The sequence below is a fragment of the Kitasatospora sp. NPDC096147 genome (assembly GCF_044763225.1).
Classification (GTDB): domain Bacteria; phylum Actinomycetota; class Actinomycetes; order Streptomycetales; family Streptomycetaceae; genus Kitasatospora.
Genome location: NZ_JBIWFX010000002.1, coordinates 996848 through 1014657, shown reverse-complemented (window position 1 = coordinate 1014657; position 17810 = coordinate 996848). Strand labels below are relative to the sequence as shown.

Here is a 17810-nt window from a genome sequence, read left to right as displayed (position 1 = left end):
GTGAAAGGGAGCACGGGCCCGTCGAACGCGGTTACCGCTGGAGCTCGGAGGCTCAGACGGCGGCCGGGTCCTCCTCGACGAGGAGGTTCCGGGTGCGGTTCGGGTCCACCTGGATGCCGGGGCCCATGGTGGTCGAGAACGCGGTCTTCTTGATGTAGCGGCCCTTGGCGGCGGCCGGCTTGGCCCGGAGGACCTCCTCGAGCGCGGCGGCGTAGTTCTCGACCAGCTGGTCATCGGAGAACGAGGTCTTGCCGATGATGAAGTGCAGGTTCGAGTGCTTGTCGACGCGGAACTCGATCTTGCCGCCCTTGATGTCGTTGACAGCCTTGGCGACATCGGGGGTGACGGTGCCGGTCTTCGGGTTCGGCATCAGGCCACGGGGACCGAGCACGCGGCCGAGGCGGCCGACCTTGCCCATGAGGTCCGGGGTGGCGACGACGGCGTCGAAGTCCAGCTTGCCCTTGGCGACCTCGTCGATGAGCTCGTCGGCACCGACGATGTCGGCGCCGGCAGCACGCGCGGCCTCGGCACGCTCGCCGGTCGCGAAGACCAGGACCCGAGCGGTCTTACCGGTGCCGTGCGGGAGGATCACGGTGCTGCGGACCATCTGGTCGGCCTTGCGCGGGTCGACACCCAGGCGCATGGCAACCTCGACGGTGCCGTCGAACTTGGTGACGGAGGTCGCCTTGGCGAGGCGGACGGCCTCGAGGGGGGCGTAGATCTTGGCGCGGTCGACCTGGGCGTCCGCGGCCTTGAGGGCCTTGCTGCGCTTCACTGCTTCTCCTGAAGATGATGGAGTCTGTGGCGTACCGGGCCGCGCAGGCCCTACCACGGGTGGACGAGAGGGGTGATCAGCCCTCGACGGTGATGCCCATCGACCGGGCGGTGCCGGCGATGATCTTCGACGCGGCGTCCAGGTCGTTGGCGTTCAGGTCGGGGAGCTTGACCGTGGCGATCTCGCGCACCTGAGCCGCGGTCAGCTTGGCGACCTTGGTCTTGTGCGGCTCGGCGGAGCCCTTGTCGACGCCCGCGGCCTTCAGGATCAGGCGAGCGGCCGGCGGCGTCTTCGTGATGAAGGTGAAGGAACGGTCGTCGTAGACCGTGATCTCCACCGGCACGATCATGCCGCGCTGCGACTCAGTGGCCGCGTTGTACGCCTTGCAGAACTCCATGATGTTCACGCCGTGCTGGCCCAGCGCGGGGCCGACCGGCGGGGCCGGGTTGGCCGCGCCGGCGTTGATCTGGAGCTTGATGAGCCCCGTGATCTTCTTCTTCTTGGGAGGCATGCTCTCCGGGTCCTTCCGAGAGTGGTTTGCTGGCGTGTCCGGTGGCCGGGGCGACACCCGTCCGGGTGGACACACATCGGACCAGGCTAACCGCTGACGCGGCCTGGACCAAAACGGGTTCGGGGCGGGGCCGAAGCCCCGCCCCGAACCCGAAGCTCAGTGCTAGTTCTTCTGGATCTGGTCGAAGGACAGCTCGACCGGGGTCTCGCGACCGAAGATCTCGACCAGGCCCTTGACCTTCTTCGAGTCCGGGTTGATCTCGTTGATGGTCGCCTGCAGGGTGGCGAACGGACCGTCGGTGACGGTGACCGAGTCGCCGACCTCGAAGTCGAGCACCTGGACCTCGACCGGGCGGACCGGGGACGCCTTGCCGGCGTCCTTCGCGGCCTGGCGCTCCACGTCGGGGGCGAGCATCTTGACGACCTCGTCCAGGGTCAGCGGGTACGGGTCGTAGGCGTTGCCGACGAAGCCGGTGACACCGGGGGTGTTGCGCACGACGCCCCAGGACTCCGGGGTGAGGTCCATCCGGACCAGCACGTAGCCGGGGAGCTTGTTCTGCCGGATGGTCTTGCGGTCGCCGTTCTTGATCTGGACGACCTCCTCCTGCGGCACCTGCGAGTCGAAGATGTAGTCCTCGACGTTGAGCGAGACGGCGCGCTGCTCGAGGTTCTGCTTCACCCGGTTCTCGTAGCCGGCGTAGGTGTGGATGACGTACCACTCGCCCGGCGCGGTGCGCAGCTCCTCGCGGAAGGCGGCGACCGGGTCGACCTCGACCTCGGGCTCCTCGACGGCGGCCTCGGCCTCGTCGTCCGCCCCGGCGGCCTCGTCCTCGGCGGCGTCCTCGTCCTCGGCGTCCGAGCCGACGGCCTGGAGGGCGGCGGCGAAGGCGTCGTCCTCGTCCAGCTCCTCCTCGTCCTCCTCGTGCACGGCGGCCTCCTCGGCGGGCTCGCCCGCCTCGGCCTCGTCCGCAGCCTCGACCTCGTCCTCGTCCGAGTCGACCGCGTCCACGATCTGCTCGGCGTCCTCGACGTCGGCAGCCTCGACGTCGGTGGCCTCGGCGGCGAGGTCATCCGCCTCGCGGACGGTCTCGTCGGCGTCGTACAGGGGGGAGTCAGACACGGTGGCTGCTTCTTTCCTGGAAGTGAGATGGAACGGCTCCGGGCCCTCCGGCCCCACGGGGGCGCGCTGCGGGAACGACTCGGACCTCCAACAGTACCGAGTCAACGGTACTGGGAACGCCCGGAGTGCGCCGACAGCTCGACCCGGACCGTCAGGACGGCCCGGGTCGGGGAGTGTGGAGCGGGAGGTGACGGCGGATCAGCCGAACACCCACAGGCTGAGCTTGGAGAAGCCGTAGTCGAGACCGGAGACGAGGCCCATCACCACGACCACGAAGACCACCACGACGATGGTGTACTGGGTCAGCTGGCTGCGGCTCGGCCAGACCACCTTGCGGAGCTCGGCGATGATCTGCCGGTAGAACAGCGCGGCCCGGGCGAAGAAGCCCTTCTTGGCACGCTTGCCGGCCTTCTTGTCGCCACCGTCGGCCTTCTTGGCACGCTTGCGGTCGCGGCGCGACAGCGCCTCGTCACCGCTCTCGGCCGCCGCGGCACCCTCGGGGTTGCCGCTCTCAGGCGTTGCGGTGGAGCCCGTGGTCTCCGTCACTCGTCCTCACCTGAATCCGGGTCCAGCCGAGCGTCGCGTCGCAGCTGCGGGCGATCCGGCGAATGCAGTGCTGAAAGGAGCCCTCTCCGCATCAAGCCCGCTCACTCCACTGGAGCGAACGGGCTGAGTACGGTTCAAGCAGCAGGGCAAGAGGGACTTGAACCCCCAACCGCCGGTTTTGGAGACCGGTGCTCTACCAATTGAGCTATTGCCCTTCGGAGCCTTGCGGGCTCCGGAGACGTCCCCCAACCTACCGCATCCCGGCCGCTGCGTTCACTACGCCTCGGTGGAGCTGCACTTCGGAAGCCGTCGAGCAGTGAGTGTACGTGTTCCGGCCCGTCAGGTCGAACCCCATTCACCGGGGCGGGGGGCAAGACGTGCGCAATGCGGACCGATCGGTCCGCCTGTCGAGGCGTCATGTCCGGTTCGCCCCGGCTCTGCGACCATGGCGGGCATGAGCGCTCCCACCTCCAGCCCCAGTCCCTCCGACCGCCGGGTCTCGGCCCGGATCGGCGCCATCGCCGAGTCGGCCACCCTCGCGGTGGACGCCAAGGCCAAGGCCCTGAAGGCGGCGGGCCGGCCCGTGATCGGCTTCGGTGCCGGCGAGCCGGACTTCCCGACCCCGGGTTACATCGTCGAGGCGGCGGTCGAGGCCTGCCGCGACCCGAAGAACCACCGCTACACGCCGGCCGCCGGGCTGCCGGAGCTCAAGGCGGCGATCGCCGCCAAGACGCTGCGGGACTCGGGCTACGAGGTGGACGCCTCCCAGGTGCTGGTCACCAACGGCGGCAAGCAGGCGATCTACGAGGCGTTCGCGGCGATCCTCGACCCGGGCGACGAGGTGATCATCCCGGCCCCGTACTGGACCACCTACCCGGAGGCCGTGAAGCTGGCCGGCGGCGTGCCGGTCGACGTGGTGGCCGACGAGACCACCGGCTACAAGGTCTCGGTGGAGCAGCTGGAGGCGGCCCGGACCGAGCGGACCAAGGTGGTGCTGTTCGTCTCGCCGTCCAACCCGACCGGTGCGGTCTACACCGAGGCGGAGGCCGAGGCGATCGGCCGCTGGGCGCTGGAGCACGGGCTCTGGGTGCTCACCGACGAGATCTACGAGCACCTGGTCTACGGCGACGCCGCGTTCACCTCGCTGCCGGCCCTGCTGCCCGAGCTGGCCGACCGGTGCATCGTGGTCAACGGGGTGGCCAAGACCTACGCGATGACCGGCTGGCGGGTGGGCTGGCTGATCGGCCCGAAGGACGTGGTGAGCGCCGCCGCCAACCTCCAGTCGCACGCCACCTCCAACGTCTCCAACGTGGCCCAGCGCGCCGCGCTGGCCGCCGTCTCGGGCGACCTGGCGGCGGTGGACGAGATGAAGGAGGCGTTCGACCGCCGCCGGAAGACCATCGTCCGGATGCTCAACGAGATCGACGGCGTGCTCTGCCCCGAGCCCGAGGGCGCGTTCTACGCCTACCCCTCGGTTAAGGGCCTGCTCGGCAAGGAGATCCGCGGCAAGCGCCCGGCCAGCTCCACCGAGCTGGCCGCGCTGATCCTGGACGAGGCCGAGGTCGCCGTCGTCCCGGGCGAGGCCTTCGGCACCCCCGGCTACCTGCGGCTCTCCTACGCGCTGGGCGACGCCGACCTGGTCGAGGGCATCAGCCGGATGCAGAAGCTGCTCGGCGAGGCCCGCGACTGACCCGCCGTCACCACTGCGGGATGCCGCCCCTTTCACTCCTTCGGAGGACGTGACGGGGGCGGTTCCCGTTCGGGGGTGTGATGCGGCAGGATCGGTGAATGGATCAGCCTCGCGACGTCCGGGCCCTGCCGAAGGCCCACCTGCACCTGCACTTCACCGGTTCGATGCGCCCCGCCACCCTGCTGGAGCTGGCCGAGAAGCACCGGGTCCGGCTGCCGGAGGCGCTCAGCTCCGGCGAGCCGCCCAGGCTGCGGGCCACCGACGAGCGCGGCTGGTTCCGCTTCCAGCGGCTGTACGACACCGCGCGCTCGGTGCTGCGGGACGAGGCGGACATCCGGCGGCTGGTGCGGGAGACCGCCGAGGACGAGGCGCGGGACGGCTCCCGCTGGCTGGAGATCCAGGTCGACCCGACCTCCTACGCGCCCCGGCTGGGCGGGCTGATCCCGGCCCTGGAGCTCATCCTGGACGCGACCCGGGAGGCCTCCGAGGCGACCGGCGTCGGCATCCGGGTGCTGGTCGCGGCCAACCGGATGAAGTCCCCGATGGACGCCCGCACGCTGGCCCGGCTCGCCGTCCGCTACGCCGACCGGGGCGTGGTCGGCTTCGGCCTCTCCAACGACGAACGCCGGGGCCTGGCACGGGACTTCGACCGGGCCTTCGCGATCGCCCGGAACGGCGGGCTGCTGGCCGCGCCGCACGGCGGCGAGCTGTCCGGGCCGGAGTCGGTCCGGGACTGCCTGGACGACCTCGGGGCCGGCCGGATCGGCCACGGGGTGCGGGCCGCCGAGGACCCCCGGCTGATGCAGCGGCTGGCGGACCGTCAGGTGACCTGCGAGGTCTGCCCGGCCTCCAACGTCTCGCTCGGGGTCTACGAGGAGCCCGCCCTGGTGCCGCTGCGCACCCTCTTCGAGGCCGGGGTGCCGCTCGCCCTGGGCGCGGACGACCCGCTGCTGTTCGGCTCCCGGCTGGCCGCCCAGTACGAGTCGGCCCGGACCGTGCACGGCTTCTCGGACGCCGAACTCGCCGAGCTGGCACGGCAGTCGATCAGGGGCTCGGTCGCGCCGGAGGACGTCCGCAAGGTGCTGCTGGCGGACGTGGACGCCTGGCTGGCCGCCGGGGCTACAGGCTGACGCCGACCATCACCGGCTCGTTCACCAGCTCCACCCCGAAGGCGGCCCGGACGCCGTCCCGGATCTCCCGGGCCAGGGCCAGCAGGTCCTCGGTGCGGGCCGCGCCCCGGTTGGTCAGGGCCAGGGTGTGCTTGGTGGAGAGGGTGGCCGGACCGGAGCCGTAGCCCTTGCCGAACCCGGCCCGGTCGATCAGCCAGGCGGCGGAGGTCTTGGTGCAGCCGTCCGGCGCCGGGTAGGCCGGGGCGGTGAGCTCCCCCAGCCGGCCCCGGAAGTCGGCGTACTGACCGGCCGTCAGGACCGGGTTGGTGAAGAACGAGCCCGCCGACCAGGTGTCGTGGTCCGCCGGGTCGAGCACCATGCCCTTGCCGGCCCGCAGGCCGAGCACGGTCTCGTAGGCCTTCCGCAGGCCGATCCGCTCGTCCTGGGCGACGCCGAGCGCCTTGGCCACCTCGGCGTAGCGGACGGGGGTGGAGAGCCCGTCGGCGTCCTCCAGCCGGAAGCGGACCCGGAGCACCACGTAACGGCTCGGGTCGGCCTTGAAGCGGCTGTGCCGGTAGGAGAACGCGCAGTCGGCGTTGGCCAGGGTGACCGTCCCGCCGGTGCGGCGGTCGTACGCGACCACCTCGGTGATGCCGGTGGACACCTCCTGGCCGTACGCGCCGACGTTCTGCACCGGGGTGGCCCCGGCCGAGCCGGGGATGCCGGCCAGGAACTCGATCCCGGCCAGGCCCGCGTCCACCGTACGGGCCACCGCGTCGGCCCAGACCTCGCCGGCCGCCAGCTCCAGCAGGGTGCCGTCGAGGTGGAAGCCGGTGGTGGCGATCCGCAGCACGGTGCCCTCGAAACCGGCGTCGCCGATCACCAGGTTGGAGCCGCCGCCGATCACCAGCAGCGGCTCCCCGGCGGCGTCCGCCTCCCGGACCGTCTCGATCACCTCGGCATCGGTGGTCGCGGTGACCAGCCGGCGGGCCGGGCCGCCGAGGCGCAGCGTGGTCAGCGGGGCGAGGGGGGCGTCCAGTTCAACGAGCACGCCCCCAGCCTAGCCGTGGCCGGCGCCGCTCCCCCTCCGCCGCCGCTCCCCTCGGCCGCCGCACCTCAACGGCTCACCTCACCGGCTCACTTCACCGGGTCACTTCAGCCGGACGACCGCGCGGGACATGCCGAGCACCTTGTCGTCGCCGTTCTTGGCGAGCAGGTCGACCCGGACCTTGTTGTCGCCCAGCAGGACGGCGACCTTGGCGGAGACCTCGATGGTGGTGCCCACCCCGTCGTTCGGCACCGGCACCGGCTTCGTGAAGCGGACGCCGTACTCGACCACCGCACCCGGGTCGCCGACCCAGTCGGTGACCACCCGGATCGCCTCGGCCATGGTGAACATGCCGTGCGCGATGACGTCGGGCAGGCCGACCTCCAGGGCGAACTTCTCGTTCCAGTGGATCGGGTTGAAGTCGCCCGAGGCACCGGCGTACTGGACCAGCGTGGCGCGGGTCACCGGGAAGGACTGGGCGGGCAGTTCGGTGCCGACCTCGACCTCGGCGTACGTGATGCTCATCTCGTTCACTCCCCCTTCTCGGCGTCGGCGGCCTTCTCGGCGTCAGCGGTGGCGTCGGCCGGGTCGGCGGCCCGGGCCACCAGCGTCATGATCGCGGTGACCACGTGCTCGCCCGCCTCGTCGTGCACGGCGCCGCTGACGGTCAGCACGTCGTTGCCGGCCAGCGACTTGATGGCGTCGATCGCGATGCTGACGGCCAGTCGGTCACCCGCCTGCACCGGCCGGGAGTAGCGGAACTTCTGGTCCCCGTGCACCACCCGGCTGTAGTCCAGCCCCAGCTCCGGGTCCTCCACCACCTGGGCGGCGGCCCGGAAGGCGATCGCGAACGGGAAGGTCGGCGGCGCGATCACGTCCGGGTAGCCGAGCGCCTTGGCGGCCTCCACGTCGGTGTACGCCGGATTGGCGTCCCCGACCGCGAGCGCGAACTCGCGGATCTTCTCGCGGCCGACCTCGTAGGGCGCGGTGGGCGGGTAGGTCCGCCCGATGAACGAGGGGTCGAGAGCCATGGGCCACTCCTCTGACGGTGGGTCACACTGTGCGGCGGTACGGGGTGATACGGAAAAAGCTCCAGGCCGCACCCCCTGTCGGGGGCACGGCCTGGAGCCGAGAGCCTGATCACAGCAGGCCCGGTGACGCCCTACGGGGTCAGCGGGTCTCGCGGTGCGCGGTGTGCGAGTTGCAGCGGGGGCAGTGCTTCTTCATCTCAAGACGGTCCGGGTCGTTACGCCGGTTCTTCTTGGTGATGTAGTTCCGCTCCTTGCACTCCACGCAGGCCAGCGTGATCTTCGGGCGGACGTCGGTGGCAGCCACGGGAGTGCCTTCCTTGGACAACGATTGATGACACGACAAGAGTAGCCGATCGGGAGATTGTCCCCCCGATCGACTACGCGGGTAGCGGTGACCGGACTTGAACCGGTGACACAGCGATTATGAGCCGCTTGCTCTACCAACTGAGCTACACCGCTAAGGTGATCGCGCGTCAGATCCGGAGATCATCGGCCTTCACACCAGAGCCCCCATGCGGAATCGAACCGCAGACCTTCTCCTTACCATGGAGACGCTCTACCGACTGAGCTATAGGGGCGAACGAGGAAGAGATTACACGTTTCCCGGCCAGAGGTGAAATCCGTTCCCCGACCGGAAGATCGCAGGTGGACGGCTCGTACGGGCACTCCCCCGCAGGACCGGCGTTCGATCCGGCCGTCGAACCCACGGCCCGACCCGATACGACTTATGCCAGCCTCCGAGCTCCCCGCACCCCGGCCCCATAGGCTCGACCACCAGCGATCTCGCGGCTCCCGGGGCGGCCCGGCCGGGCCGTCGGACGACGAGGAGCCGGCCGACGGGCCGCACCAGCCCGAGGAGCCGGCCGATGACCGCGGACAGCGCGCCCGCCGACGGACCCCACCCCGGCGAGGAGCCCGCCCGCGGCGGGAACCCGCTCGGACACGGCCCCGTCCTCATGCTCACCAACGCCCGGCTCACCGACGGCCGGCTGGTGGACGTACGGATCAGCGGCGACCGCATCCAGGCCGTCGGCACCTGCGGCAGCCTCGGCCCCCTTCCCGCCCTGCCCGGCGCACCGACCAGCACCACCGGCGCCAAGATCGACCTCAGCGGTTACCTGCTACTGCCGGCCCCCGCCGAACCGCACGCCCACCACGACGCCGCCTTCGCCGCCGCCCTGGGCACCCCTCCCCCGGAGACCCCGGCCGAACTGGTCCGCCGGGTCACCGAGGCGGCGCTCACCACCCTCGGCTACGGGGCCACCGCACAGCGCACCCACGTCCGGATCGCCGACGTGCACGGGCTGCGTCGACTGGAGGCCGTACTGACGGCCCGCCAGGCACTGCGCGGGCTGGCCGAGCTCCAGGCGGTGGCCATGCCCCGGCTGCTCACCGGCCGGGCCGGGGCGGACGGCCGGGCCCAGCTGCGGGAGGCGCTCAAGCTCGGCGCCGACGCGGCCGGCGGCTGCCCCGACCTCGACCCGGACCCGGTCGGCTACGTGCAGGTGCTGTTGGAGGCCGCCCGGGAGGCCGACTGCCCCGTCGACCTGCACTCGGCCGCCGCCGATCCGGCCCAACTCGCCCGGATGGCTTCGGTGTTGGCGCCACTGCGGCCACGGGTGACGGTCGGGCCGCTGTCCGCACTGGCACCCGGCGGGGCCGGTGCACTGGCCGGAGCCGGGCTGCGGGTGGTCTGTCTGCCGCAGAACGGGCACTGCATCGGACTGGAAGGTCCTGCCACGACGCTCCGCCCTTCCCTGGTACGGGAGTTGACCGATGCCGGGGTGGTCCTGGCAGCCGGCGGCGGCGCCCTCCGGGACGCCGCCAACCCGGTCGGCCGGGCCGACCCGCTGGAGGCCGCCTACCTGCTCGCGGCCGGCGGCGGGCTCAGCCCCGAGGCCGCGTACGAGGCGGTGGCGAACCAGGCCCGGAACATCCTCGGACTGCCGCCGGTCCGGGTGGACGCGGGCTTCCCCGCCGAGCTGCTGGCGGTGCGGGGCGATTCGGTGGCCGGGGTGCTCTCCGGCGGGCACAGCCGACTGGTGATCCACAGCGGACGGGTGGTGTCGCGGACCAGCGCGGTCCGGGAGTTCGCCGACACCGTGGCCCTGGCGCTGCCCCGGCAGAACACGCCGGGCTAGGGGCCGCCCCCGACGGGGCCGGGTCAGCGCTTCCGTCGGAGCAGCGGCTCGCCGCGCCGGACCGCGCCGGGGGCGCGTGGGGTCGGCCGGTCGGCGTGCGCGGAGGAGTCGAGCTGCCAGGGGACGCTGATCACCATCACGCCGGGGGTGAAGAGCAGTCGGCTCTTCAGCCAGAGCGCGGACTGGTTGTGCAGCGCGTTCTCCCACCAGTGCCCGACCACGTACTCCGGGATGAAGACCGCGACGATGTCCTGTGGGCTCCCCCGCTTCACCGAGCGGACGTACCCGACCACCGGGCGGGTGATCTCCCGGTACGGCGAGTCCAGCACCTTCAGCGGCACCGGGATGTCGAACTCGCCCCACTGCTCCCGGAGTTCGGTGACCGCCTCGGGCTCCACCGCGACGGTGAGTGCCTCCAGGGTGTCCAGCCGGAAGGCCTCGGCGTAGTTCAGCGCCCGCAGGGTGGGCTTGTGCAGCCGGGAGACCAGCACGATGCCGTGCACCCGGGCCGGGCGGACCGCGAGGTCCTGCGGATCGTGGACCGCGAGCTCCTCGGCCGTCCGATCGTAGTGGCGGCGGATGCCGCGCATCAGCAGCCAGAGCCCGGTGGCGGCCAGCACGGCCAGCCAGGCGCCCTCGGTGAACTTGGTGACCAGCACGATCACCAGCACCAGGCCGGTGACCACCGCCCCCAGCCCGTTGATCACCCGGGCCCGGGTGGCGCCCCGGCTCCGGCCCTCCCGGATGGCGCGGTTCCAGTGCCGCACCATCGCGCTCTGGCTGAGGGTGAAGGAGGTGAAGACGCCGAGGATGTAGAGGTGGATCAGGCTGGTGACGTCGGCGTCGTAGAGCCAGAGCAGGCCGCCGGCCACCAGGGCGAGGGCGATGATGCCGTTGGAGAAGGCGAGGCGGTCGCCCCGGGTGTGCAGCTGCCGGGGCAGGTAGCGGTGCTCGGCCAGGATCGAGGCCAGCAGCGGGAAGCCGTTGAACGCGGTGTTCGCGGCGAGCACCAGCACCAGCGCGGTGACCGCCTGGACGGCGTAGAAGAGGAAGCTGTGGTCACCGCCGAAGACCGCCGCCGCCAGCTGGGCGATCACCGTCGGCTGGACGGCGGTGGCGCAGTCGCCGCCGGTGAAGCCGGTCAGCTGGCAGGCGTCCTCGGTGATGTGCACGTCCGCGACCAGCGCGAGCGCGGTGATCCCGGAGAACATCACCACCGCCGTCGCGCCCATCACCGCCATGGTGGTGGCGGCGTTGCGGGACTTCGGCGGCCGGAAGGCGGGCACGCCGTTGGAGATCGCCTCCACCCCGGTCAGCGCCGTGCAGCCGGAGGCGAAGGCCCGCAGCGCCAACATGACCAGGGCGAACCCGGCGATCACCTGGTGCCCCGGCTCCGGCTCGATCCCGTACCGCGCGCTCTCCGCGACCGGCGCGTCGCCCAGCAGGTAGCGCACCAGCCCGGTGCCGGCCATCACCAGCACCGCCGCGATGAAGAGGTAGGTCGGCGCGGCGAAGGCGTTCCCGGACTCCCGCACCCCGCGCAGGTTCACGGCGGTGAGCAGCACCACGAAGCCGACCGCCATCGGCACCCGGTACTCCGCGAGGGAGGGCAGGGCCGAGATGACGTTGGCCACGCCCGAGGCGACCGAGACGGCGACGGTCATCACGTAGTCGACCAGCAGCGAGGCGGCCACCACCAGTCCGGCGTTCGGCCCGAGGTTGCGGGTGACCACCTCGTAGGAGCCGCCGCCGCTCGGGTAGGCGTGCACCACCTGACGGTACGACAGCACCACGACCACCATCAGCGCCACCACCGCCGCCGCGATCCACGGGGTCAGGTAGAGGAACGCCGTGCCGCCGACGGTCAGCACCAGCAGGATCTCCTGCGTCGCGTACGCCACCGAGGAGAGCGGGTCCGAGGCGAAGATCGGCAACGCCAGCCGCTTCGGCAGCAGCGTCTCACCCAGCTCCTCGCTGCGCATGGCCTTGCCGATGACCAGCCGCTTCAACGCCTGGGGCAGATTGAACACGTTCGCGAGCGTAAGCCGACGGAGCGTCACTTCCCGGGGCGACGTGACGGGGTCGGGCCGGGATTCGCCCTCGTGGCTGCCCGCTCGCTCGGGGTGGGGGTGGTCGGCCCGACGTCCCGGCGGGCGCCGGTTGGGAAGACGATCAGCTCTGGCGGGAGGACCCCCGGCACGGCGGCCGGGACGCACTTCAGCAGGTGGCTGGCGGGCCCACCACCCCCACGACACACTCTCCTGGCTCTCAGATGTAATTGCAAGTCACACGCAATAAGGTGGCATCGGCACGCCGACACACCGTCAGCACAGCGAACTAGGAGCACTTTTACTCATGGGTCAGTACACGCTCCCCGACCTTCCGTACGACTACTCCGCCCTGGAGAAGGCGATGTCCGCCGAGATCCTGGAGCTGCACCACTCCAAGCACCACGCCGCCTACGTGGCCGGCGCCAACACCACCCTCGAACAGCTCGCCGAAGCCCGCGAGAAGGAGAACTTCGGCGGCCTCGTCGGCCTCCAGAAGACCCTCGGCTTCCACCTCTCCGGCCACGTCCTGCACTCCCTCTTCTGGGAGAACCTCTCCCCCGAGGGCGGCGGCGAAGCCGAAGGCGACCTCGCCGACGCCATCGGCGAACACTTCGGCTCCTTCCAGGCCTTCAAGAAGCAGCTCACCGCCGCCACCGTCGGCGTCCAGGGCTCCGGCTGGGGCATCCTCTCCTGGGAACCCCTCGGCCAGCGCCTCATCATCGAGCAGGTCTACGACCACCACGGCAACGTCGGCCAGGGCACCACCCCCCTCCTCGCCTTCGACGCCTGGGAGCACGCCTACTACCTCCAGTACCGCAACGTCCGCCCCGACTACGTCACCCGCCTCTGGGACGTCGTCAACTGGCAGGACGTCACCACCCGCTTCACCAACGCCAAGAACGCCTGACGATCCGGCCTTCCGAAGCACCGGAGCCCCGCCCAGGACCGAGGGCGGGGCTCCGCCCCGTTTCCCCGCTTCGTACACCTTCTTCGCGGCAGCTCGACCGCGTGGAGCAGGTCATCGACGAGGATCGTCGGCCCGGGGCTCCCCCCTCCCCGCACTCAGCCGATCACGGCCGCCGAAGGCCGAGCACCTCGCTCATCGGGATGTCCGCGCAGGCACTCCGAGAACCTCAGCCGACACAGCAGAGGGGCCCGGTCCGACGTTTCCGTCGGACCGGGCCCCTCTTTATCCTGTGGCTGGTGCAGGGTTCGAACCTGCGTAGCTTGCGCGGCAGATTTACAGTCTGCTCCCTTTGGCCGCTCGGGCAACCAGCCAGGATGTTTGCCTTCCGGGGCGCTGCCCCGTTCGACGTCGTAAACGATACCTGATGGATGGGGGTGCTCCGCCACTCGGTCGGTCACGTGATGATCAAGGCGGTGGGGCGTGGCTGCCGGGGGTGGGCCGGGGCGGGGGTCGATAGGCTGGGGCGGCGCCTGCTCCTCGGGGGGCGGGGGTGACCGTGCAGTCAGAGCATCAAGGAGACCAACACACCATGGCCGACTCCAGTTTCGACATCGTCTCGAAGGTCGAGTGGCAGGAGGTCGACAACGCGATCAACCAGACCTCCCGCGAGATCGCCACCCGGTTCGACTTCAAGAACGTCGGCGGGGAGATCAAGCGCTCGGGCGAGAAGATCGAGATGAAGGCCAACGGCGAGGAGCGCGCCAAGGCGATCCTGGACGTGCTGAAGGACAAGTTCATCAAGCGCGGCCTGTCGCTGAAGGCGCTGGACGCGGGTGAGCCGCAGCTGTCCGGCAAGGAGTACAAGATCTTCGCGGACATCAAGGAGGGCATCTCCCAGGATGACGCGAAGAAGGTCGCCAAGATCATCCGCGACGAGGGCCCCAAGGGCATCAAGGCGCAGGTGCAGGGCGACGAGCTCCGGGTCAGCTCCAAGAGCCGGGACGACCTCCAGACCGTGCAGGCCCTGCTCAAGGGCAAGGACCTGGACTTCGCGATCCAGTTCGTGAACTACCGCTGAGCCGGATGCCGGCCCAACGCGCCTAGGCGGGCGCGGCGGGGCGCGGTGCAGCGAGGGGCCTCCCTCGTGTGCCGCGTCGTGCCGCGCCCGCTGTCGCGTTTCCGGGGCGCGGAGTGGCGGGAGGCGGGTCGAATCGGCGGGCAGCGGCGGGGTGGGGGTTGGTAGCTTCCGCGGGTGGATGACCTGGGGATGGATCGTGGGAGCGTCGAGGGCTGTGCCCAACTGGCGGAGGTGGGGCGGCTGTTCGGCGGGTACGCGGGGTGGTGGTGGGTGGCCGGCGGGTGGGCCGTGGACCTGCGGGTGGGGAGGGTTCGAGGGAGACAGGCCCGGGTGGGACGGGCGTGCCGGTGCCCCGGGGCTGTGCGGCCCCGGGGCACCGGTGTGGGGTGCTGACGGCGGGTCAGCCGGTGGCCAGGGCGGTCGCGGTGGCGGCCGTCGCGGCGACGGTGTCGGTGGAGAGGCCGGGGATGGCTTCCTTGACGGCCGCCGGGTCGGGCTTGGCGGCGGTGGCCTTGGCGACCAGGTCGGTGAGGTCCTGTTGGACCTTGGCGAGCGCGTCGGCCGGGTTGAGCGGGAGCGGGGCCGCCGGGAGGGCGGGGGTGGAGGGGGTGCCGGGGACGGAGGGGACCGCCGGGACCGCCGGGGTGGCCGGGAGGTCGGGGGCCGGCGGGAGGGACGGGGCGAGGTCGGAGGGGACTGCGCGGGTCTGGTCCACCGGGAGGGTGGGCGTCGTCGCGGGCACCGGAGGTACGGGGAGCTTGCCGAGCAGGGCTTCGATGGCGGCCTTGAGGCCGTCGAGTTGCTTCTGCAGGGCAGCCGGGTCGGGGGCGCCGGAGGTGGCCGAGCCGACCAGGCCGGTGATCTTGCCGAGGACGTCGCCGAGCGAGCCGAGAATGGCGAGGTTGGCCCCCGGGTCGGGGACGGCCGGGAGTTCGGGAAGGGCCGGGGTATCGGGGAGGGCCGGGACGTCCACGGGGGGCTTCACCGGGAGGTCCGGGGCCGGGGGTTTCACGGGCAGATCCGGGGCCGGGGGTTTCACCGGGAGGTCGGGGACCGGGGGGATGATGCCGGCGAGCTCGGGGAGGGAGAGACCCGGGCGAGCCAGGTCGGGGAGCACGCGTTCCGGGTGGGCGGCGAGGAGACGGAGGCTGGTCGCGGAGGCGGAGTCGGCAGCGTTCGCGACGGTGACGGATGTGGTGATGACCGGAGCCAGGCCGAGGGTGGCGGTCAGCACGGCGGCCGTCCAGGTGGCACGCATTCTTGCGGGTCCTTTCGTGTGATGCAGGCGTTGTCGCCTTCACCACACGTTGGGCCACCCCGGTGGAGCGGGCCACTGCGCGTAGGCCGAACGGTTCGCCGCCCGGTCGTGGCGCGGGGAGGACGGCGTCCGGCGGCACAAGGCCGTGCTCCGGACGGGTAGGTGACGGTGCGCCAGACGGGCGGGTGGCGCGGTAGGCCGGACGGCGGGGTACGGAAGGGGGCGGCTGGGCCGGACGGTGGGCCGCGATCCGCCGGTCGGCGGGCAGCCGGTCAGCGGACGGCCGCCAGGGCAGCGCAGGGTAGGGCAGGCCAGACCCGGCAGGGCAGGACGGCAGAAGGGGCGGGCCAGACCGGGGCAGGGCCGAGGGTCAGTCGGCGGGCCAGTCGACCAGGCGGCTGTGCCGGGCCAGGCCGACTCCGTCGAACTCGTCCGCCTCGGCGGTGCGTTCGGCGCCGATCCGGCGCAGCGCCTGGGAGATGGGGCTGCCGTCCTCCGGGAAGGGCTGGCCGGAGGTGCAGGCGAGCGGGCCGAGGACGAGGCGGCCGTCCACCCAGACGGCGGCGCGCTGGGTGCCGGAGCCCTCGACGTAGTGGGCCTCCACGTAGCCGATCGGTGAGGACTGGGACCAGGCCACCAGGCGGCGGCCGAAGCCGCCCGGGAAGGCGGTGAAGCCGGGTTGCACGAGGCCGCCGTGCTCGGCGACGGTGTCGAACAGAAGGTCCGTCATCGGGATCAGGGCGAGTCCCTGCTCCAGTCTGGCGACCCGGGCGACCGGCACCTCGGCGGCCACTACCTTGAGCAGGTCCCAGGAGCCGATGAGTGCCTTGAGTTCGTAGGACATCTGGCCATTCTGCGCCCTCCAACGACGGCGTGACAGCGGAATATCGAACTCACTCTCCCTTCGTGGCATGGTCGTTGTGAATATGACACCGTGCGCCCCCACGCGGCAGACTGAGCGGATGGTCAGTCAGGCGCGGCCCACGGCCGAAGAGTTGGAGCAGGCCCGGGACCGGACGGTCCCCGACGTGGCGGCACCGGGGCTGCGGGTGCTGTTCTGCGGCATCAACCCCGGGCTCTGGTCGGGTGCGACCGGTCGGCATTTCGCCCGGCCGGGCAACCGGTTCTGGCCCGCGCTGCACCGCTCGGGCTTCACCCCGCGCCAGCTCCGGCCGGAGGAGCAGCGGGAGCTGCTCGGGTACGGCCTCGGCATCACCAACGTGGTGGCCCGGACCACCGCCAAGGCGGACGAGCTGACCGCCGAGGAGTACCGGCTCGGCGGGGAGGCACTGACCGCGCGGGTGGAGCGGCTGCGACCGCACGCTCTGGCGGTGCTGGGGATCGGGGCCTACCGGACGGCGTTCGGCCGGCGGAAGGCCGCGACGGGGCGGCAGGACGAGCGGATCGGCGGGGCCGAGGTATGGGTGCTGCCGAATCCGAGCGGGCTGAACGCGCACTACACCCTGGACGGGATCGCGGCGGAGTTCCGGGTGCTGCGGGAGTCACTGCCACCACAGGAGACCTGACGCTCCGTCAGTCCGGCCGGGGTGAGCGGGCGGTGCGGAGTTCGCGGATCAGCGCGCGGACGGCGGCGGTGCGGGCCAACGCGGGCGTGGTGACGTAACCGACGTGCCGGGTCGGCGGTTCCGGATCGAGCGGGGCGACGGTGACGCCGGCCGGGGCGGAGAGCAGGGTGAGGGCCGGCATGATCGACATGCCGAGGCCCTGGGCGACCATGGAGAGGGTCACCGTGTCGTCCTCGACCTTGACGGTGGCAGCCGGGATCCAGCTCTGCCGGCGCCACCAGTCGCGGGTGTAGGAGCCGCAGTTCTCGTCCCAGTCGACCAGCGGGAGGGTCCGCGGGTGAGGGTGGCCGGCCGGGTGCACCAGGGCGTACGGCTCGCTGAACAGGCGGCCCGCCACCAGGCCGGGGAGGGCGGGTGAGGGGACGCTGCCGGTGGCGGCGTCCAGGGTGGCGATGGCCAGGTCGGCGTGGCCGTCGGCCACTTCGCCAGCGGTGCCCCGGCCGAGGTCGCGGACGATCCGGACCTCGGGACGGAGCCCGGGGTGACGGGCGGTCAGCCGGGCCAGCACGGCGGGGAGCAGGTGGGCGGCGGCACTGCGGAAGGCGGCGATCCGGACCGGGCCGGTCGGCTCGGCCGGCTCGGGGGTGGCGGCGGCCCGGGTCTCGGCGGCCAGGGTGGAGAGCAGACGGAGGATCTGCCGGGCGTGCGCGGTGGCCTTCGCGCCCGCCGGGGTGGTGCGCGCCCCGTGGCGTCCCCGCTCGAACAGAACGGCGCCCAGCTTGCGTTCGCACCCGCGCACCGCGTGTGAGACGGCGGACTGCGAGAGGCCCAGCGCCACCCCGGCGGCGGTGAAGCTGCCCTCGCGGTCGACGGCGGCCAGCACCCGGAGCTCGGCAGGGGTGAGGTCGACGGAATCGACGGAATCGGCTGGAGCTGAGGAGCCGGAGGGGACGACGGGCCTGGTCACACCCGAAACCTACCTGGTGGGGGCGTATTCCATGAAGGAGCTGCATGGAACGG

18 protein-coding genes and 4 tRNA genes are annotated in these 17810 nt (G+C 71.8%); 6 read left to right on the top strand and 16 right to left on the bottom strand.

Features of this window, described 5'->3' with window-relative positions:
• Window positions 1-52: 52 nt before the first annotated feature.
• From rplA to ACIRBX_RS10145, 5 genes are all read right to left on the bottom strand, one after another.
• The gene (rplA, locus tag ACIRBX_RS10165) at window positions 53-775 is read right to left on the bottom strand and encodes a 50S ribosomal protein L1 (RefSeq protein WP_402295157.1); all 723 of its coding nucleotides are present in this window, start codon (window positions 773-775) and stop codon (window positions 53-55) included.
• A gap of 76 nt (window positions 776-851) precedes the next feature.
• A complete protein-coding gene (rplK, locus tag ACIRBX_RS10160) occupies window positions 852-1286 on the bottom strand; it encodes a 50S ribosomal protein L11 (protein WP_402295156.1) in 435 nt (144 codons plus the stop codon).
• Between the two features lie 162 nt (window positions 1287-1448).
• A complete protein-coding gene (nusG, locus tag ACIRBX_RS10155; protein WP_402295154.1) occupies window positions 1449-2405 on the bottom strand; it encodes a transcription termination/antitermination protein NusG in 957 nt (318 codons plus the stop codon).
• Between the two features lie 198 nt (window positions 2406-2603).
• On the bottom strand, window positions 2604-2951 hold the full coding sequence (gene secE / locus ACIRBX_RS10150) for a preprotein translocase subunit SecE (protein WP_402295152.1): 348 nt from the start codon (window positions 2949-2951) through the stop codon (window positions 2604-2606).
• Between the two features lie 142 nt (window positions 2952-3093).
• Window positions 3094-3166: transfer RNA gene (locus ACIRBX_RS10145), tRNA-Trp, on the bottom strand.
• A 239-nt stretch (window positions 3167-3405) separates the two neighbouring features.
• Here ACIRBX_RS10145 and ACIRBX_RS10140 point away from each other — a divergent pair.
• Complete coding sequence (locus ACIRBX_RS10140; protein WP_402295151.1) at window positions 3406-4641, top strand: pyridoxal phosphate-dependent aminotransferase; 1236 nt, start codon at window positions 3406-3408, stop codon at window positions 4639-4641.
• Window positions 4642-4739: 98 nt separating this feature from the next.
• Complete coding sequence (locus ACIRBX_RS10135) at window positions 4740-5771, top strand: adenosine deaminase (protein ID WP_402295150.1); 1032 nt, start codon at window positions 4740-4742, stop codon at window positions 5769-5771.
• Here ACIRBX_RS10135 and ACIRBX_RS10130 read toward each other — a convergent pair.
• The 6 genes from ACIRBX_RS10130 to ACIRBX_RS10105 form a co-directional block, all read right to left on the bottom strand.
• Entirely contained in the window at window positions 5761-6801 is a 1041-nt protein-coding gene (locus ACIRBX_RS10130; protein ID WP_402295148.1) for a UDP-N-acetylmuramate dehydrogenase, read from the bottom strand. The two genes, ACIRBX_RS10135 and ACIRBX_RS10130, sit on opposite strands and share 11 nt — an antisense overlap.
• Before the next feature lie 99 nt (window positions 6802-6900).
• The gene (locus ACIRBX_RS10125; RefSeq protein WP_402295146.1) at window positions 6901-7323 is read right to left on the bottom strand and encodes a MaoC family dehydratase; all 423 of its coding nucleotides are present in this window, start codon (window positions 7321-7323) and stop codon (window positions 6901-6903) included.
• A gap of 5 nt (window positions 7324-7328) precedes the next feature.
• Window positions 7329-7829 (bottom strand): MaoC family dehydratase N-terminal domain-containing protein, encoded by a 501-nt coding sequence (locus ACIRBX_RS10120; RefSeq protein ID WP_402295144.1) that lies wholly within the window; start codon window positions 7827-7829, stop codon window positions 7329-7331.
• Window positions 7830-7968: 139 nt separating this feature from the next.
• Window positions 7969-8133, bottom strand: coding sequence for a 50S ribosomal protein L33 (gene rpmG, locus ACIRBX_RS10115; protein WP_006604855.1), 165 nt, complete (start codon window positions 8131-8133; stop codon window positions 7969-7971).
• 82 nt (window positions 8134-8215) lie between these two features.
• Window positions 8216-8288: transfer RNA gene (locus tag ACIRBX_RS10110), tRNA-Met, on the bottom strand.
• 46 nt (window positions 8289-8334) lie between these two features.
• A tRNA-Thr gene (locus ACIRBX_RS10105) sits at window positions 8335-8407 on the bottom strand.
• A gap of 288 nt (window positions 8408-8695) precedes the next feature.
• Here ACIRBX_RS10105 and ACIRBX_RS10100 point away from each other — a divergent pair.
• Entirely contained in the window at window positions 8696-9970 is a 1275-nt protein-coding gene (locus ACIRBX_RS10100) for a hydrolase (RefSeq protein ID WP_402295142.1), read from the top strand.
• A gap of 23 nt (window positions 9971-9993) precedes the next feature.
• Here the strand turns inward: ACIRBX_RS10100 and ACIRBX_RS10095 are convergent, their stop codons facing one another.
• Complete coding sequence (locus ACIRBX_RS10095) at window positions 9994-11952, bottom strand: APC family permease (RefSeq protein ID WP_402295292.1); 1959 nt, start codon at window positions 11950-11952, stop codon at window positions 9994-9996.
• A 373-nt stretch (window positions 11953-12325) separates the two neighbouring features.
• Here ACIRBX_RS10095 and ACIRBX_RS10090 point away from each other — a divergent pair, with 373 nt between their 5' ends.
• Entirely contained in the window at window positions 12326-12928 is a 603-nt protein-coding gene (locus tag ACIRBX_RS10090) for a superoxide dismutase (RefSeq protein WP_402295141.1), read from the top strand.
• Between the two features lie 290 nt (window positions 12929-13218).
• Here the strand turns inward: ACIRBX_RS10090 and ACIRBX_RS10085 are convergent.
• A tRNA-Tyr gene (locus ACIRBX_RS10085) sits at window positions 13219-13299 on the bottom strand.
• 218 nt (window positions 13300-13517) lie between these two features.
• On the opposite strand from ACIRBX_RS10085, the gene ACIRBX_RS10080 reads away from it, so the two are divergent.
• Complete coding sequence (locus tag ACIRBX_RS10080) at window positions 13518-14006, top strand: YajQ family cyclic di-GMP-binding protein (RefSeq protein ID WP_402295139.1); 489 nt, start codon at window positions 13518-13520, stop codon at window positions 14004-14006.
• A gap of 400 nt (window positions 14007-14406) precedes the next feature.
• On the opposite strand, the gene ACIRBX_RS10075 is transcribed toward ACIRBX_RS10080, so the two are convergent.
• Both ACIRBX_RS10075 and ACIRBX_RS10070 read right to left on the bottom strand, forming a co-directional pair.
• On the bottom strand, window positions 14407-15264 hold the full coding sequence (locus ACIRBX_RS10075; RefSeq protein WP_402295137.1) for a hypothetical protein: 858 nt from the start codon (window positions 15262-15264) through the stop codon (window positions 14407-14409).
• A 370-nt stretch (window positions 15265-15634) separates the two neighbouring features.
• Window positions 15635-16108 (bottom strand): hypothetical protein, encoded by a 474-nt coding sequence (locus tag ACIRBX_RS10070; RefSeq protein ID WP_402295135.1) that lies wholly within the window; start codon window positions 16106-16108, stop codon window positions 15635-15637.
• Between the two features lie 118 nt (window positions 16109-16226).
• On the opposite strand from ACIRBX_RS10070, the gene mug reads away from it, so the two are divergent.
• Window positions 16227-16790, top strand: a complete 564-nt coding sequence (mug, locus tag ACIRBX_RS10065; protein WP_402295134.1) for a G/U mismatch-specific DNA glycosylase — start codon at window positions 16227-16229, stop codon at window positions 16788-16790.
• A 7-nt stretch (window positions 16791-16797) separates the two neighbouring features.
• Here mug and ACIRBX_RS10060 read toward each other — a convergent pair whose 3' ends face one another.
• Complete coding sequence (locus tag ACIRBX_RS10060; protein ID WP_402295132.1) at window positions 16798-17757, bottom strand: LysR family transcriptional regulator; 960 nt, start codon at window positions 17755-17757, stop codon at window positions 16798-16800.
• Window positions 17758-17810: the final 53 nt, after the last annotated feature.

What these genes read in the sequence shown, in the direction of transcription:
- ACIRBX_RS10090 (WP_402295141.1), top strand. Translation starts at nt 12,326, where the DNA reads ATGGGTCAGTACACGCTCCCCGACCTTCCGTACGACTACTCCGCCCTG.
- ACIRBX_RS10070 (WP_402295135.1), bottom strand. Translation starts at nt 16,108, where the DNA reads ATGTCCTACGAACTCAAGGCACTCATCGGCTCCTGGGACCTGCTCAAG.
- ACIRBX_RS10125 (WP_402295146.1), bottom strand. Translation starts at nt 7,323, where the DNA reads ATGAGCATCACGTACGCCGAGGTCGAGGTCGGCACCGAACTGCCCGCC.
- mug (WP_402295134.1), top strand. Translation starts at nt 16,227, where the DNA reads ATGGTCAGTCAGGCGCGGCCCACGGCCGAAGAGTTGGAGCAGGCCCGG.
- ACIRBX_RS10095 (WP_402295292.1), bottom strand. Translation starts at nt 11,952, where the DNA reads ATGCGCAGCGAGGAGCTGGGTGAGACGCTGCTGCCGAAGCGGCTGGCG.
- ACIRBX_RS10075 (WP_402295137.1), bottom strand. Translation starts at nt 15,264, where the DNA reads ATGCGTGCCACCTGGACGGCCGCCGTGCTGACCGCCACCCTCGGCCTG.
- ACIRBX_RS10100 (WP_402295142.1), top strand. Translation starts at nt 8,696, where the DNA reads ATGACCGCGGACAGCGCGCCCGCCGACGGACCCCACCCCGGCGAGGAG.
- rplK (WP_402295156.1), bottom strand. Translation starts at nt 1,286, where the DNA reads ATGCCTCCCAAGAAGAAGAAGATCACGGGGCTCATCAAGCTCCAGATC.
- ACIRBX_RS10120 (WP_402295144.1), bottom strand. Translation starts at nt 7,829, where the DNA reads ATGGCTCTCGACCCCTCGTTCATCGGGCGGACCTACCCGCCCACCGCG.
- ACIRBX_RS10080 (WP_402295139.1), top strand. Translation starts at nt 13,518, where the DNA reads ATGGCCGACTCCAGTTTCGACATCGTCTCGAAGGTCGAGTGGCAGGAG.
- ACIRBX_RS10140 (WP_402295151.1), top strand. Translation starts at nt 3,406, where the DNA reads ATGAGCGCTCCCACCTCCAGCCCCAGTCCCTCCGACCGCCGGGTCTCG.
- ACIRBX_RS10135 (WP_402295150.1), top strand. Translation starts at nt 4,740, where the DNA reads ATGGATCAGCCTCGCGACGTCCGGGCCCTGCCGAAGGCCCACCTGCAC.